Genomic DNA, 16,006 nt, shown 5'->3' on the forward strand with positions numbered 1-16,006 from the left:
GTTAGAGTTATTATAAATTCTGACTTCTTATTTATTTTAAAGATGATAAAATAAATATAATAAACTAAGTATTGTATAAGGAGAATAGCTATGTTTTTTATAGGGATTTTTGGAATAGAAAATAAAGAGAAAGAAATTAAAGTAATAAATAATTTAACATGTAAGAGTTGTAATAGATTAAGTATGGCTAGAGTTATAAAGCATTATGAATTTTTCCATTTCTTTTTTATACCTATTTTCAAATGGAATGAAAAATACTATGTAGAATGTGGAAGTTGTAAGAAGATATTTTCTATTTCAAAGGAAAAGGGAAAGATGATAGAAAGAGGAGAAAATATAGATATAACATATTGGGATTTAAATGAAGTTAATAATGCTTATGGTTATGATTATAATATAAATAGTGTTTGTAAAAGTTGTGGTAAGGTAGTTGATTCAGAATATAAATATTGTCCATATTGCGGACATGAAATTAAATGATAGTTTAAATTAGATATTTAGAATATCTTCATAATACCTTCAAAAGAATTTGATAAAGTTTATATGATTAGATATATGACTGAATATTAAAAGAGGGAGGTTTAACATGAGTAATATTTTAATAATTGAAGATGAAGAAAGTGTAGCTAATGTAATAAAGGCATATTTAGAAAAAGATAAATATAATGTAGAGGTATGTAACTCTGGAATTAAAGCATTAGAAGTTTTTAAGGAAATAGATTTCCAGCTTGTTATATTAGATTTAATGCTACCAGATATAGATGGAGAAGAGATTTGTAAAATTATAAGAAGAACTTCTAATGTATATATATTTATGTTAACATCAAAAGCTAGTTTAAATGATAGAATTGTTGGCTTAGATATAGGAGCTGACGAATATTTAGTTAAGCCATTTAGCCCAAGAGAACTTACAGCAAGGGTAAATGCATTATTTAGAAGAATAAATACAAGTAATAAAATAAGTGATATTTTTAATGATGGAATACTAAGGATAGATTATGAAAAGAGAATAGTAGAGCTTAAAGGCAAGGAAATACCATTTACACCAAGTGAATTTGATATTTTATATACTCTATTAATTAATAAAGGAAAGGTTTTATCTAGAGAGCAATTAATTGAAAATGTGTTTGGGATTGATTTTGATGGATATGATAGAACTATAGATGTACATATAAAAAATATAAGAAAGAAAATAGAGGAAGATACTAGAAATCCTAAATATATCTTAACAGTAACAAAGGTTGGATATAAGTTCGGTGGTGATATATAAATGCAAAGCATAAGAAAAAGACTAAGCATATTATTTGTAATATCATCCATTTCAGCAATTATATTAATTATATTATTTGTTAATATGACTATAAATAATAAGTTTAATAAATATATGATAGATGTTCAAAATAAAAGAAATGAAAGAATAGTTTCGTACTTTGAAGAAGCATATAAAAGAGATAAAAGATGGACTGAAAATTCTGGAGTTGAGCTAATGCATGAAGCATATATGGGAAATTATTGCTTAACTTTAAGAGATGCTGATGGAAATGTAGTTTGGGGAATGGATCCAGCTGATATAAAAGATAATAGTAATTTAAAAAATATGAATATAGAGGATAAGGGAGTATATGTTACTAAGAACTTTAACATAGTACTAGACGGAAAAATTGTGGGAAATGTAGAGTTAGGTCAATATTCTTCTATATTATTAACAGAAGAAGATTTAGAGTTTAAGTCATCTATAAATACAAGTATAGTATTAAGTGGTATAGGTACATTATTAATTATAATTATAATAAGCTTATATATTTCAAAGCAATTATCAATCCCAATAAAAAAGGTAGCAAGTATATCAAAAAGACTTTCAAGAGGAGATTTTGAAGCAAAGTCTAATGCAAAAAGTGATATTGAAGAAATTGAAGAGTTAAGGGAAAGTATAAATATATTAGGTGAGAAGTTAAAAAATCAAGATATGTTAAGAAAAAGGCTTGTATCTGACATATCCCATGAAATAAGAACTCCACTTAATGTTCTGCAAAATAATCTAGAAGCAATGATAGATGGAATTTTTCCAGTATCTAATCAAAGATTATCTTCCTTAAATGATGAGGTAATAAGGTTTGGAAAATTGTTAAATAACTTAGATGTATTGAAAGAATTTGAAGATGAAAGTATAAATTTGGAATTTGAAGAAATTTTATTAGATGAATTTATTATTGAGTTAGCTCAAGATTTTTATTTAGAAGCTAAAAGTAAAAACATAAATTTTGATTATAGTATAGAAAAAAATGAAACTTACATTATTCCAGGAGACAAAGATAAGTTAAGACAAGTATTTATAAATTTAATAACTAATGCAATTAAGTTTACAGGTAGTGATGGAATGGTAAGAATTAATTTATATAAAGAAAATAATAAAGTTATAGTAGAAGTTGTAGATACAGGAGAAGGAATAAAAGAAAAGGATTTACCTTTTATATTTGAAAGATTATATAGAGGAGATAAGAGTCGTCAAAAAGTAGAAGGTAATGGTATAGGCTTAACAATAGTAAAGAAAACACTAAGTTTACATTATGCTAATATAGAAGTGAAATCTAGTGAGGGTAAAGGCACAACATTTAAGATTATTTTTGACAATGTAATAATGTAAATAAGAGGGTGCTTTATAATTTTTCTATTTACTAGCAGAATATATTAAAAAAGATTTATATATTGCATATGTTAATAGTAGAAAGTTATTAGAATTAGTAAATTTAGTAAAATGTGAAGGGGTGCGCGTTTAGTGCACCCCTTTATATTTATATACTGAGAGAATATATAATTACACAAAATTATATATTTTTCATATTATAATAGTTTTGAATTTTACATTAAGTGACGTTCTAATACCAAGATTATTAAGTTAAGACTTATTATATTGGTATCAGAACGCCATTTAAATTTTTATTGATGTTGAAATTGAAATTATTAGCTTAAAAGTATCTAATTAAAACTAATATATTTATTTAGAATTCCATCAAAATTAATATTATCCATGTTATCAACTACTTCAATTATACAAAGAATTTCACCGTTTTTAGTTATTGCATATCCGCCAGGATTATTGAAGTTTAATTCAATTTGAAATATTGATTTTTGTCCAGTAAGTGATGTTACTAAACTTCCATCTTTGATATTAGATATTATATATTCACCTTCATAATTAGTATACTTAGTTAAGTCTACAGTCAGTTTTAAGTTAAGATTATTTTTTGCAACTAGTATTAATGGCTGAAATTCATTACCTACACCATTGATAATAGCAGCCTGAAATTTTTCAGTAACTTTTGAAGTTGTAATTAAGCTTTCAGGATAAGTAGAAGATCCAGTTAAAGAACCAGTATGACAGCTAGGTCCATTACTAGCACTAGGAAGTGATGGATCATACTTAGATGCATCCACTGAAGATAGGTCGTCAACCACCTTAATTACGCCTCTAATCATTCCCATCCAGCAACTAAAATTTATATCTGTATCATTAGGCGTAAACTCTATTACATTTTCACCACTTTTAAGTTTTTGTTGAATATTTAATGAGTTAGCTACTATTGAATTGTTACAATAGTTAAGACTTTCACCATTAATCACCCACTTAACAGGTACTCCCTTCTGAACATAAAATACATTAGGGCTGTAACCATTATTATTAGCAGTCATATTTATAACTTGAACTCCATTTTCTAGAACTGCTTTGGAGGAATCTGTGCTAGCATTTGATGCAAAAGAATTTTTCATCATAAAGCCTGATGGACTTAGATTTATTCCAGAAAGAGCTAAGCCTCTATTACCCATTATTATTCCTAAAACTATAATAAGAACACCACTAAACTTAACAAGTTTTTTAGTATAGCCTTTGCTTAAGAAACCAGAAATTGCACCAAAAGTAAGCATTAGAGGAACAGTACCTAAAGCAAATATAAACATTGATAAAGCTCCTTTTAATGAACTTCCAGTACCAAGAGCGAAAAGCTGCATAGTTTGAAGTGGACCGCAAGGCATAAATCCATTTAAAAGTCCTACAATGAAAGGAGAATTAAATTTTCTTTTATACTTAGATAAAAAGTTAGGAATTCTTATACTAAACTTTCTAAAAAATTTAAATCCTGATATGTTTAAACCCATTATAACCATAAATATCCCAGCAAATATTTGAATAAATGCTTTTGCAGTAATTGATAATGAAAATACTGAGCCTATACCACCGATTATTCCACCTAAAATAGTATAAGAGATAACTCTACCAACATTGTATAATAGAGAAGGAGTTATGGATTCAAGTTTGGATTTACTTTCTTTAGCAAAAGATAAACTTTGAGAGAGCATTATACCTCCACACATTCCCACACAGTGGATGGATGTAAATATACCAACTATAAAAAGAAAAGCATATGAAGCATTACTAAGTTTTGATTCCATATCAAAACCACTAGTTCTGAATCCAAGAATTAATATAATAAATATTATTGCAAGTATTCCTATAGATTCAAAGTTGCTAGAAGATTCAGTGGAATATCCAGCTTTATTTATAGCTTTTTTTATTTCATCTAGAGTGCATATATTAGTATCATATTCAATTTCTAAAATTTCTTTAGTATAGTTTGCTTTGCCACTTATTATGCCATTAATTTTTTTCACAGAGTTTTCAATTCTTTTTTCACAAGATGTACAAGTCATTTCATAAACTTTAATTTTTTCTCTTTTAATACTCATAGATATCCTCCTAATTACTAATTAAAAAAAGTATATGAAATAATTGTGTTATTTTTATGAAGATAATAATTATCAAAAGTTTTATATACTAAAAGTGATAACTTAAACTTAGTCAAGCTATAAATAAAATTGGAGAATTAGCTTAAAGGTGTACCTAAATATGAATATGAATCAATGAAGAGATGCTTATGTGAAATAGAAAACTAAAACAATCTAATAAAGTTAGTGGCTTAATATATACATAATAATTACAGTATATGGGGAAAGTAATAATAGCTTTTAAGTAAAAGATTGAGATAAAGGAGAAATAAGTTATGTATAATAAAATAAACTTACCATATGCATTTAATGCATTAGAGCCCTATATAGATGAAGAAACTGTAAGAACTCATTATGAAAAACATCTACAAACATATGAAACTAATTTAAATAAAGCTTTAGAAGGATATGAAGAATATACAAAAGGAAAAACATTAGATCAATTAATAAAAGATATAGAAGATCTACCAGAGGAAATAAGACCAGGTGTTGTAAACAATGGTGGAGGAGTATCAAATCATAATTTATATTTTTCCATACTTTCACCAACTCCTAAAAAAGCTCCAGAAGGAAAGCTACTTGATGAAATAAATAAAACCTTTGGAAGTGTTGAAAATTTAAAAGAAGAATTAAGTAATGCAGCTATAACTCAATTCGGATCAGGATATGGTTTTCTAGTTAAGGATAAGAATGGAAAATTATCTATAGTTAAAAGAGTTAATCAAAACTCACCTGTAATGGATAATCTTATACCTATTCTAACAATAGATGTATGGGAGCATGCTTATTACTTAAAATATAAAAACTTAAGAGCTGAATACGTTAAAAATATATGGAATGTAATAGATTGGGAAAAGGTTCAAGGTCTTTACGAAGATTGTCATAATATTTAAAAGCTAATGAAAAGTACACCAAACTAATAATTTGGTGTACTTTTTTATTAATTAAACTCTATGAGTAAATATTTAAAAGATATAAATATAATTAATGTTATTACTAATCATATAGAGAAAATAATAGACATATTTATTTTAATTAAAAAGCATAGGTTTAGTTAAGGTCTATGTGTTCTAAAAGTTAATAAGGCTTTGACAAACAGTAATTTAGATAAACTATATTTACTATATAAAGAAAGTAAAAATTAATTTATAATATTAATATAATTATTAAAAAAGTAAGGAGCTAGAATGAGCAGTAAATGGGAAGAAAAATGGTTTGAAGATATAGATTATTTGAAGAGAAATTTAATAAAAAGACATAAAAATTTATTTTTTAACACATCAAGAGAAGAATTTGAAGAAAAAATAAAGTATTTAAAATCAATTGTAAATAATCTAGATTATGATGATATGAAGGTAGAGTTAAGTAGAATTGTTGCATCGGTTAAAGATGCACATACTTCTATTATTTTTCCAGTAAAAAAGTATTTACCTTTTAAGTTTTATTGGTTTCAAGATGGTATTTATATAATAAAAGTAACAGAAAAGTATAAAAGTGTATTATATAAAAAGGTAATTTCAATTGAAGGTGTATTTGTATCTGAAGTAATAGATGAATTAAAAGAAATAATATCATATGAAAATGATTTTTTATTTAAAGAACAAAGTATGAGATATATGCAAGCTGCTGATATACTATATGGATTATTGTTAATAGACTCAGTGGATAGAGTTAAGATTCAATTAGAAGATTGTGAAATTAACGTAGAAACTGTATCCTTAGATGAATTAATATATAATGAAGAATATAAATTACCTATGTATGCAAAAAATGAGTTTAAAAATTTTTGGTATGAACATATAGAGAATACAAAAGAAATATATATAAAATATAATTCCTGCAGAGAAGATGGAATTATAGAGTTAAGTGAAAAAATAAATGAAGTTATAGAATATATTAATAAAAACTCAATTGAGAAATTAATTATAGATTTAAGTGATAACCTAGGGGGAGATTCCAGATTAATTAGACCACTTATAGATTTTATTAAAAAAAGTACATGCATAAATAGAAAGGAAAATTTAAGTGTTATAATTGGTAGAGGAACTTTTTCTTCAGCGCTATTAAATGCCTATGAATTTAAAAATGAAACTAATGCAAAACTTATAGGAGAGCCATCTGGTGGAAAGCCTAATTGTTATGGAGAAATATTAAAATTTCAATTGCCAAATAGTAAATTTGTAGTTACCTATTCAACAAGGTATTATAAGTTAATAGAAGATGATTCTGTTATAGCATTATATCCAGAAGAAATATTTTATAGAAAAATAGAGGATTATACTAAATGATATCATTGAGAGATTTATTTAATAGTAGAGAAAGTAGTTTTATTAGGAAGAGAATAATTTATTTCTTACTTACTTTAGTGGTAATGTGTTTAGGATTGGCATCGAGAAGATACATTGATTATTTGCCTAGTTTTATTGCGAACTATGCAGGGGACACCTTATGGGCGACAATGGTTTACCTTGGAATTGCTTTTCTATTTAATAAGCTTTCCATAAGAAAGGTTACAATAATATCTTTAATCTTTTCTTATACAATAGAAATTTCTCAGCTATATCAAGCAAGTTGGATTAATGAAATAAGAAGCACCTTATTAGGATCATTAATATTAGGACATGGTTTTTTATTCTCTGATTTAATTTGCTATACTGTTGGTATATTTATAGGAATAGTAATAGATAAACTAATATTAAGGATAAAATTTAATTAATGTTAATAAACGCATATACTAATAAATATATATATGGGAGATACAATTTTGTAATATAAATTTAAAAGTATTGTTTTATATAGAGTTAAGGTAAATTAACCTTAAGACAATAAGAATTTAATTATTTTATATTATAGTATAAATATATTGAATTAATTTTAAGGTATATAAGGAGGAAAATTATGATAAATTTTGCACATAGAGGAGCAAGCTTTGATTATCCAGAAAATACAATGCTTTCTTTAAAAAAAGGAATTAAAGCAGGAGCAAGTGGATTAGAAATAGATGTGCATAAAACTAAAGATAATGAGATTGTAGTTATTCATGATGAGAATATAGAGCGTACTTATATTGGAAGAGGTTTGGTTAAGGATTTTACACTTAAAGAATTAAGACAGTTTAAAAACAGAAAAAAACTTTTTAGAGATCATCCAGAATGTTATATTCCTACATTAGAAGAAGTTTTATCAATAGTTAAAGAAAATAATATAATGTTGAATATAGAATTAAAAACAGATGAAATTCATTATAAGGAAATAGAATCAGATGTAATTAGCTTGATAAATGAATATAAATTAAATCAACAAATAATTCTATCAAGCTTTAATCATGAATCTATAAGAATAGCAAAAAAGCTAGACAGTAGCATAAAGACAGCAATACTATATGACAAGCCTATAGAAAATGTAATTAAATATGCAAAAGATTTAGATGTAGATGCAATTCATCCAGATTTAACTCTTGTATCAGAAGAATTAATTAAAGAAGCTCATAAAAATAATTTGAAAGTAAATATATATACAGTTAATAATCCAATGTACATGAGACTACTTATTAACAATAAGGCAGATGGACTATTTACAGATTATCCAGAGTTATTAAGTGAAATATTAAAAGAAGAAAAAATATAAGATAATATAAAAGCTAATTCGTTTTAAAATATGTTCTTAATTAAGGATATATTTTAAAACGAGTTAGCTTTTTAACTTAGGCTCTATTAGATATTTTTGATAATATGATAGTTACATAATCACATATGAGAAAGTTTTTATAATTTTATATTTCTTTAGTAAATATTTCATTAAGAAGTTTTAATCTTTGAATATTTACTATATTTATATGTCAATTACATTTCAACGAATTTTATAATATGGTTATTCACTTTATCCTTTTCTTCAATAAAAGCACCATGACCACTTTCAGTTAGTGGAACAAGAATAGAATTTTTAATATTTTGATTTAAATACTGAGCAAATTCGTATGGGCAAATTTTATCATGTGTTCCATGAAGGATTAATGTAGGAATTTTTATATTAGGTATATCATTAAATAATCTTTCATCACGAAGACTCATTAAACATTGAGCAGTAGCCCATCCAGAAGCTGATAGGCATATATCAAAGAACCAGTTTAAAAGAGGTTGGGATACGTATTTATAAAAGAATGAATTAGAAACGTCACTAATGAGTTTAGGTCTATCGCTGAGAGATTGGTCTATAAACATATCAACTTCTTCCTTAGTGTATCCATAAGGCCAATTTTCTGTCTTAATCCAACTAGGTGCAGCAGCACCTATTAAACAAATTTTAGAAACCCCAAAGGAGTTATATTTTGATACATATCTTATTGCGAGGGCTGCACCCATAGAATGTCCAACAAGCGTTATGTTATCTAATTTAAGTACATCTATTATTTTTTTTATATCAGATGCCATTGTATTATAGTCGTAACCAGTATAAGGTCTATCAGATTCACCGAATCCTCTCAAATCAACTCCAATACATCTATATCCTTTTTTAGGTAAAGTATTTAATTGGTATTCATAAATATTGTGATTTAGTGGCCAGCCATGTATAAACAGAAGGGTTTTTTCGGCATCATAGTTTAAATCTTCAATTAATACTCTTGAATTATCTGTTGTCTTAATAAAATATTTCATAGAGGTCTCCTATATAAAATTTATTTATAGTAATATATTCAATTATAAGTAAACATGTTAATAAAGATACTAATATAGTAAAGTAAGCTTTAAATTTCAATAATTACTCTTCAAATAAGTAAAATTTTAATATGAACATAAAGACATACTTAGGAATAGAATATAGTAAAATTTTTATGGAGGAAAACTATGCTAAGTCGTCGAAGATATGTTAGTTTATCTTTAGAGTTGCACCTATTTTTTGCACGAATCATGAAAGAACACTCTCTTTTTTTAGAGGCAGGATTTACACCTAAAAATACTAAACTTTCTAAGGAAGCAGATGATTATAAAGTACAATTTGAAAAGCTTCTATTAGATGTAGTTAAACTAAGTAATGGAAAAGTTAGAGAATGTGTACTAGATTCTGGAGAAATTTTTACTGATTATACATTAAGCACAGAAAGAAAAACAGAGTACTATACAGGAATAGAAATAAACTCCAAAATAACTATTATGGAGTCAAAGCTAGAAGGTAAAGATAATGCAGAATTTGATGATAAAATAATATGTTGTGTAAAAAAAATTAATAATAGAGCTATAAAATTACTAGATGGCCTTATAGATTTAAAGACGAGGGTCTTAAATGGAATGTTATCTTGTAAATTATTTACAGTAAATTATCCTTTGCTTATTGAGCATATAATACGTGAAGCTAATTTATATCGTTCATATATATATGCAATTGAGAATAATGAGGATATTGAAACAGAAAATATCAGAGATACTGAATTATTCTGGGATCAAATTATGATGGAGCATGCCTTGTTTATCAGGGGATTACTTGATCCAAGTGAAGATGAATTGGTAAACACTTCAAATAATTTTGCAAAAGAGTATGCTGATTTAATTGAAAAAGCAAATAATATGACTTATGCAACAATGTCTACTGTTACTGATGCCACATTAATGGAAACAATCAAATTAAGAGATTTTAAGAAGGCGGGTACAGAAGGAATAGATGCCTGTAAAATAAAATCTATAATATTACCACTTCTAGCTGACCATGTACTAAGAGAAGCTAATCACTATATACGCTTATTAAAAAAGTGTGAAGATATGGATTGATATGGGTAAATATATAATTAAAAACAAAACATAGTTGGAAATGCAGTATGAAATTAAGAAAAAGCTAAAATTTTTAACTTATGGAAAAGTAATAGTAACCATCATAAATTAGGTGGTTATTATTATTTTATAAAGATAAAAAAGAAATAGGAAACATTATTGCAGTCTCCTATTACATACATTAAAATTAATTTTTAAAGATAGAACTAAATTTATTGAAGGTCTTTTTTATATCAAAGCCATTGATTTCTTGTAACTTTATATTACTTAATTCTTCCTTTAATAATTCTAATTCATTTTCTTTTTCAATATATATCATTTGAAGTTCATTCAATTTTTTTTCCTTGTCTAGGAGACTATCTTCAAGAAGTTTTATACCTTCATTTAATTCATTTTTGTTTTTATTAAACTTTGCTAGGTTTTCATTTACTGCCTTAAATTTACTTTCATAAGACACCAATTTACTTTCTTTTTCTTTTACCATATTATAAAGCTTCTCAATTAAAATATCTCTTTCTGCTATAGCTCTTTCCACTATATCACTTTTATAGTGGTTATCTTCTTTATTAAGTGCTGATATAAAATATTGAAGATAAAATAAATAACTATTATTTTTATTGTTTCTATGAACTATTCCATAAATATCATCAATTACTAAACAGTGAGGATAATCAACATTTTTTAAAAATAATTCGCCTCTGCATATATCCTTATTATTTTCTAAGAAATTTGATAAATAGGTTAATTTAGATATATTTTGTGAATCTATTAATTCAACTTGAGGAGGAGTACTAAATACATTACCTCCATCAATAGAAACAGTACTATAAATTTTATTATCTTGAATCCATAAACACCAAATATGCTTATCTATTATAAAAAAAGCAGAAGAAATAATATTTCTATGACTGCAAATATTATTGTAATTATAAGATGATGAGTTACCTTCACAATGGATTAATGAATATATATCATTGTCATCTTTTTTTATATAAAGTGAGTGTATTTTATCTTTAAGGGATAATAAAGAATATTCTTCGAAGGGAGAAGAACAATCATCAATTACATGAAATTTAGACCAATTTTTAGAAGAATCATCTAATATCCTATAGCCTAGAAGATAATTATTTTCTTGTTTTTGGTACATAATGTATAATATATTTTCAGTTGAAGTATAAATGTAAAATGGAATATCATATTTAAAATTAACATAATCAATTAATTTCGGTGGAGCTAAATTTCCTCTCTCATCAACTAATTGAGAAACTATTGTTAGTATATTAGTGTTTTTATTGTAAATACTGTAAAATAAAAATAATTCATTTTTATAGAAAAGAGTTTTAAAATAAATGTCTATTTTTTCTTTTTCATCATTTTCAATAAGATAGTAGCTATTCCACTTTTTATGGTCGTATAAGTTCATAATTAAGTTTCCATCTAAATCTTCATAAACAAGGCATATATTATCATTTGGTAATAAATTTACTGAAAAATTTCCAGTAGTTGCTCTTGTTAATGTATTATAATTTGCCCACATTTCTCCTTTTAAAATCTTATATACAATACCAAATCTTTTATCGAACAAAAAATTCCATATAGTACCATTAGATTGTTTTAGAATATATACATTTTTTTCTAATGATGCCATGAATTTCACCTCTCTGTATAAATCTCTTTATATAAAGTATGCATATTATATAGAATGTTATAACTTTATTTTATTATTTATGAAATTATAAAAGTTTTTTATTATATACATGATATAAAATAGAACTTTAAAATAAGATAAGTCTCTGCAAAATGCAGAGACTTATTAAAAAAATTTATAATTATGCAGGATTACAATTGTTTCCTAAAGGTGGATTACAATTTGGAAGCGTGAAGCTACCTGTAAATACTAATACACATGCAGAAGCACCAGCACCACGAGTAGCAGTAACAGTTGCAGGTACACAAGCACAGTTTGCTAACTTAGTTTTTATAAGTTCACATGCAATAATAGCTTCTCGTTCAGTACATTTATTACAAACAACGTTATTTACGCATACACTACCTTCGCAGCATATACGTATAGTGCTATTAGGAGGCTGAACACATTGTTGTGGTTGTCCTGTAACAACATCTGCATTAGCAATAAATGGAATTGTACCAGCTATCTTTATATCGAATCTTGGTGTTCCATTACAACAACATTCATCTACGAAACAATTTAAGCAGCTTAAATCATATAATATTCTTGCATTAGGATTATTTTGATTAAAATGAAAATTTGTTGCTAAATCTGTTGAACAACAAAATGGTACATTACGACTTTGAGGATTAGCACATGCTGGGCTATTATCAGTAGTACAAGGAGGTGGATTAGTTGGGGTATCAGTAGTAGTACAAGGAGCTGAATCACCTGACATCTCTACATCTACTATTTCTCCATCTACTATTTCTTCATTATTCAATGTAACTGCAATTTGCTCACTTAAAGTATTCATCTCATTCATTATATCTTGGATATTTTTCATATGGATTCCCCTTCTTTATACATTTTTTTTAATAATTCTTTATAAGATATAGTATGTATTTTGCAAAAAAATGTACCTAATATAAAAATAGATCTCTGTATTTATAATGAAAAACATAGCATGTTGATATAACTAGAATACACAAAAAATAATAGTTAATAGAGCAGTAAAATTTTACTAAAAAATATATTGACAATATTTACAATAAAATATAATATATAATTATAAACGATTACAGAAATAGGATTGTTACTGGAGAAGGCAATACCTAAACAAGGAATAATTTTTGTTGTTCCTTGTTTGGGCGTTGCCTTTTTTAGATATTGTAGTCGTTAACTAAAAAATATTATTAAAGGAGAGGGAAATATGGCTTTTAGACTTAATAAAAAATCAATAGGAGCAACGATATTAGCTGCTACTTTGGTTTTAAATTTATCATCTGTAAACGTTCTTGCTGTTGATAAAAGATCGGAGGTATTAGAATTTAGTAATGTATTAAATGTATCTGCCAATCCAACTAATTTATTATACGGAAGTTATTCTACTAATAAGTATAATAACTTCTCAGATATGGGGGCATGGCATGGATACTATTTACCTGAAAAAGATGCTACAAATCTTTATGGAGGATTTGCTGGTCCTGTAATTATAGCAGAAGAGTATCCGGTTAATTTAGGAGATACTATAAGTAAGGTTAACATTATAAATGCAGATAATGGAGAAGCTTATGATTTAAGTAAAGCAAAAGTATCATTCGATTATTATCCAGGAAAATTAGTACAAACATATGACTTAGAAAATTTTAAATTAACATTAGAATTGATTTTTGCGACTAATAGAAGTGCATTAATAGAAACTAAAATAGAAAATAAAACGAATAATCAATTAAATCTTAAATTAGAGTGGACAGGAAATATATTTAATCAATTTATAGAAAAAGAAGGTGGAAAAGTTTACGACCTAGGTCAAACTTTAGAAGCTACTAAAAATGGAGTTCAAGTTAATTTTTCAAATATAAGAGAGACTTGGAGATTTTTTTCAACAGAAGAAACTAAGTTTGTTGTAAACTATAAAGGGAATGTTGAAACAGCTGTAAATGGAAATTCTTATACAACTAAGCTTAAGGATAATGTAAAAATAGGAGCAGGAGAAAAATTTGAAACTTACTCAACTCAAAGCTATACATTTACAAAAGAAGAGTTAAGTGCTGAAAAAGAAAAAGTTGATGATTTAATATTAAATTCTAAGAATCATTTTGTGGCTAATAACACTCGTTGGCAAGGATATTTAGATAAGACATTCGCTAATGCTGAAAAGACTACAGACAAAAGCTATAAAAATGCAGCTGTAAAGTCTATTGAAACATTAACAACTAACTGGAGAAGTTCAGCTGGAGCATTACTACATGATGGAGTAGTTCCTTCAATGTCATACAAGTGGTTTATTGGAATGTGGGCATGGGATTCATGGAAGCAGGCTGTTGCAACAGCTAGATTTGATGGTGAATTAGCTAAAAACAATATAAGAGCTTTATTTGATTATCAAGTAACAGAAGACGATGCTATAAGACCACAAGATTCTGGAGCTATTGTAGATTGTATTTTCTATAATAAAGATGGTGCTAGAGGAGATGATGGTGGAAACTGGAATGAGAGAAATTCAAAGCCAGCATTAGCAGCATGGTCAGTATGGAATGTGTACAAGTCTACAGGAGATACAGCATTCTTACAAGAGATGTATCCAAAATTAGTTGCTTACCATAACTGGTGGTACACAAATAGAGACCATGATAAAAATGGTATAGCTGAATATGGTGGAATGGTGCATCAGGACAATAATAGTAAGGATGAAATAATAGCAGCAGCAGCATGGGAAAGTGGAATGGATAATGCTCCAAGATTTGATGTTCAAGGATATGGAGAAGGAGATACTGGTATAGATGTTTTTGAGAATAAAGATAAAAACGGAACTTTATTAGGATACTCAATAAACCAAGAGTCAGTAGATTTAAATTCATATCTTTATGCTGAAAAAGGATTCTTAAAATCAATGGCTGAAGTATTAGGAAATACAGGAGATGCTAAAAAATATGAAGAAGAAGCTAACAACGTAAGAGAATATGTAAGTGAAAACATGTTTGATGAAGAAACAGGATTCTTCTATGATTTACAAATAAATAATGATGGTTCAGAAAAGAAAATATTAGTTAATAGAGGAAAAGGACCAGAAGGATGGATACCATTATGGGCTAAGATGGCAAAACAAGAAGAGGCAGATAAAGTTGTAGATAATATGCTTGATGAAGGGAAATTTAATACATTTGTACCTTTTGGAACTGCATCTCAAGATAATCCAAGCTTTAATGCAAGTAAGTATTGGAGAGGCCCAGTTTGGTTAGACCAAGCTTTATATGGGGTTGAAGCACTACAAAATTATGGATACTATGATGATGCTGTAAGAATGTCTAAAAAGATGTTTGATAATGCAGAAGGGTTACTAGGGGATGGACCTATTAGAGAAAACTATAACCCATTAACAGGAGAAGGATTACACACTAAGAACTTTAGTTGGTCAGCATCAGCATATTACCTAATGTATCAAGATACATTAGCTGGTAACTCAACAACGTCACAAGAAGGATTAGCTATTCCGAAAAAAGAAGTGCCAGAAACTAAGCCAGAAGTACCAGAAAAACCAGAAGTGCCAGAAAAGCCAGAAACTAAACCAGAAGTACCAGAGAACCCAGAAACACCTGGTGATACAAACAATGATTCAGGAAAGACAGGAAAACTACCTAAGACAGGAGCTGTTGTTGGAACAGGATTCTTAGCGATGCTAGGAATTGGATCAATTGGAGCAGGAGTGTTACTAAGAAAGAAGAGAAGAAAATAAATATAGAAACAATCTGTTAAAAGAAAAATATAAAAGGTAGTCCCATAGGAAGAA

The 16,006-nt window shown here is 27.0% G+C and carries 13 protein-coding genes; 9 read left to right on the top strand and 4 right to left on the bottom strand.

The features are described from left to right. Nucleotides 1-90: 90 nt before the first annotated feature. From ACYUEX_RS04330 to ACYUEX_RS04340, 3 genes are all read left to right on the top strand, one after another. The gene (locus ACYUEX_RS04330) at nucleotides 91-480 is read left to right on the top strand and encodes a zinc-ribbon domain-containing protein (protein ID WP_460286706.1); all 390 of its coding nucleotides are present in this window, start codon (nucleotides 91-93) and stop codon (nucleotides 478-480) included. A gap of 106 nt (nucleotides 481-586) precedes the next feature. Beyond that, nucleotides 587-1,270 carry a response regulator transcription factor gene (locus ACYUEX_RS04335; protein ID WP_460286707.1) on the top strand — a complete coding sequence of 228 codons (684 nt, stop codon included), beginning with the start codon at nucleotides 587-589 and terminating at the stop codon, nucleotides 1,268-1,270. Beyond that, entirely contained in the window at nucleotides 1,271-2,644 is a 1,374-nt protein-coding gene (locus ACYUEX_RS04340) for a sensor histidine kinase (RefSeq protein ID WP_460286708.1), read from the top strand. A gap of 332 nt (nucleotides 2,645-2,976) precedes the next feature. Here ACYUEX_RS04340 and ACYUEX_RS04345 read toward each other — a convergent pair whose 3' ends face one another. Next, nucleotides 2,977-4,743 (bottom strand): urease accessory protein UreH domain-containing protein, encoded by a 1,767-nt coding sequence (locus ACYUEX_RS04345; protein ID WP_460286709.1) that lies wholly within the window; start codon nucleotides 4,741-4,743, stop codon nucleotides 2,977-2,979. Between the two features lie 314 nt (nucleotides 4,744-5,057). On the opposite strand from ACYUEX_RS04345, the gene ACYUEX_RS04350 reads away from it, so the two are divergent. The 4 genes from ACYUEX_RS04350 (at nucleotide 5,058) to ACYUEX_RS04365 (ending at nucleotide 8,409) form a co-directional block, all read left to right on the top strand. Next, a complete protein-coding gene (locus ACYUEX_RS04350) occupies nucleotides 5,058-5,675 on the top strand; it encodes a superoxide dismutase (protein ID WP_460286710.1) in 618 nt (205 codons plus the stop codon). A gap of 294 nt (nucleotides 5,676-5,969) precedes the next feature. After that, complete coding sequence (locus ACYUEX_RS04355; protein ID WP_460286711.1) at nucleotides 5,970-7,070, top strand: peptidase S41; 1,101 nt, start codon at nucleotides 5,970-5,972, stop codon at nucleotides 7,068-7,070. After that, on the top strand, nucleotides 7,067-7,498 hold the full coding sequence (locus tag ACYUEX_RS04360; RefSeq protein ID WP_460286712.1) for a ribosomal maturation YjgA family protein: 432 nt from the start codon (nucleotides 7,067-7,069) through the stop codon (nucleotides 7,496-7,498). The genes ACYUEX_RS04355 and ACYUEX_RS04360 overlap by 4 nt, the downstream gene beginning before the upstream one ends. A 182-nt stretch (nucleotides 7,499-7,680) precedes the next feature. Continuing rightward, nucleotides 7,681-8,409: a glycerophosphodiester phosphodiesterase gene (locus tag ACYUEX_RS04365; protein WP_460286713.1), complete on the top strand. Its 729-nt coding sequence runs from the start codon at nucleotides 7,681-7,683 to the stop codon at nucleotides 8,407-8,409. 215 nt (nucleotides 8,410-8,624) lie between these two features. On the opposite strand, the gene ACYUEX_RS04370 is transcribed toward ACYUEX_RS04365, so the two are convergent. Continuing rightward, nucleotides 8,625-9,437: an alpha/beta fold hydrolase gene (locus ACYUEX_RS04370; RefSeq protein ID WP_460286714.1), complete on the bottom strand. Its 813-nt coding sequence runs from the start codon at nucleotides 9,435-9,437 to the stop codon at nucleotides 8,625-8,627. A gap of 189 nt (nucleotides 9,438-9,626) precedes the next feature. On the opposite strand from ACYUEX_RS04370, the gene ACYUEX_RS04375 reads away from it, so the two are divergent. Next, nucleotides 9,627-10,544, top strand: coding sequence for a DUF2935 domain-containing protein (locus ACYUEX_RS04375; RefSeq protein WP_460286715.1), 918 nt, complete (start codon nucleotides 9,627-9,629; stop codon nucleotides 10,542-10,544). Between the two features lie 187 nt (nucleotides 10,545-10,731). Here ACYUEX_RS04375 and ACYUEX_RS04380 read toward each other — a convergent pair whose 3' ends face one another. After that, the gene (locus ACYUEX_RS04380; RefSeq protein ID WP_460286716.1) at nucleotides 10,732-12,192 is read right to left on the bottom strand and encodes a hypothetical protein; all 1,461 of its coding nucleotides are present in this window, start codon (nucleotides 12,190-12,192) and stop codon (nucleotides 10,732-10,734) included. A 181-nt stretch (nucleotides 12,193-12,373) separates the two neighbouring features. Next, the gene (locus tag ACYUEX_RS04385) at nucleotides 12,374-13,060 is read right to left on the bottom strand and encodes a hypothetical protein (protein ID WP_460286717.1); all 687 of its coding nucleotides are present in this window, start codon (nucleotides 13,058-13,060) and stop codon (nucleotides 12,374-12,376) included. Nucleotides 13,061-13,426: 366 nt separating this feature from the next. On the opposite strand from ACYUEX_RS04385, the gene ACYUEX_RS04390 reads away from it, so the two are divergent. After that, a complete protein-coding gene (locus ACYUEX_RS04390) occupies nucleotides 13,427-15,952 on the top strand; it encodes an MGH1-like glycoside hydrolase domain-containing protein (RefSeq protein WP_460286718.1) in 2,526 nt (841 codons plus the stop codon). Nucleotides 15,953-16,006 lie beyond the last annotated feature (54 nt).

This window comes from Clostridium sp. CTA-7 (assembly GCF_054768095.1).

What these genes read in the sequence shown, in the direction of transcription:
- ACYUEX_RS04330 (WP_460286706.1), top strand. Translation starts at nt 91, where the DNA reads ATGTTTTTTATAGGGATTTTTGGAATAGAAAATAAAGAGAAAGAAATT.
- ACYUEX_RS04335 (WP_460286707.1), top strand. Translation starts at nt 587, where the DNA reads ATGAGTAATATTTTAATAATTGAAGATGAAGAAAGTGTAGCTAATGTA.
- ACYUEX_RS04340 (WP_460286708.1), top strand. Translation starts at nt 1,271, where the DNA reads ATGCAAAGCATAAGAAAAAGACTAAGCATATTATTTGTAATATCATCC.
- ACYUEX_RS04345 (WP_460286709.1), bottom strand. Translation starts at nt 4,743, where the DNA reads ATGAGTATTAAAAGAGAAAAAATTAAAGTTTATGAAATGACTTGTACA.
- ACYUEX_RS04350 (WP_460286710.1), top strand. Translation starts at nt 5,058, where the DNA reads ATGTATAATAAAATAAACTTACCATATGCATTTAATGCATTAGAGCCC.
- ACYUEX_RS04355 (WP_460286711.1), top strand. Translation starts at nt 5,970, where the DNA reads ATGAGCAGTAAATGGGAAGAAAAATGGTTTGAAGATATAGATTATTTG.
- ACYUEX_RS04360 (WP_460286712.1), top strand. Translation starts at nt 7,067, where the DNA reads ATGATATCATTGAGAGATTTATTTAATAGTAGAGAAAGTAGTTTTATT.
- ACYUEX_RS04365 (WP_460286713.1), top strand. Translation starts at nt 7,681, where the DNA reads ATGATAAATTTTGCACATAGAGGAGCAAGCTTTGATTATCCAGAAAAT.
- ACYUEX_RS04370 (WP_460286714.1), bottom strand. Translation starts at nt 9,437, where the DNA reads ATGAAATATTTTATTAAGACAACAGATAATTCAAGAGTATTAATTGAA.
- ACYUEX_RS04375 (WP_460286715.1), top strand. Translation starts at nt 9,627, where the DNA reads ATGCTAAGTCGTCGAAGATATGTTAGTTTATCTTTAGAGTTGCACCTA.
- ACYUEX_RS04380 (WP_460286716.1), bottom strand. Translation starts at nt 12,192, where the DNA reads ATGGCATCATTAGAAAAAAATGTATATATTCTAAAACAATCTAATGGT.
- ACYUEX_RS04385 (WP_460286717.1), bottom strand. Translation starts at nt 13,060, where the DNA reads ATGAAAAATATCCAAGATATAATGAATGAGATGAATACTTTAAGTGAG.
- ACYUEX_RS04390 (WP_460286718.1), top strand. Translation starts at nt 13,427, where the DNA reads ATGGCTTTTAGACTTAATAAAAAATCAATAGGAGCAACGATATTAGCT.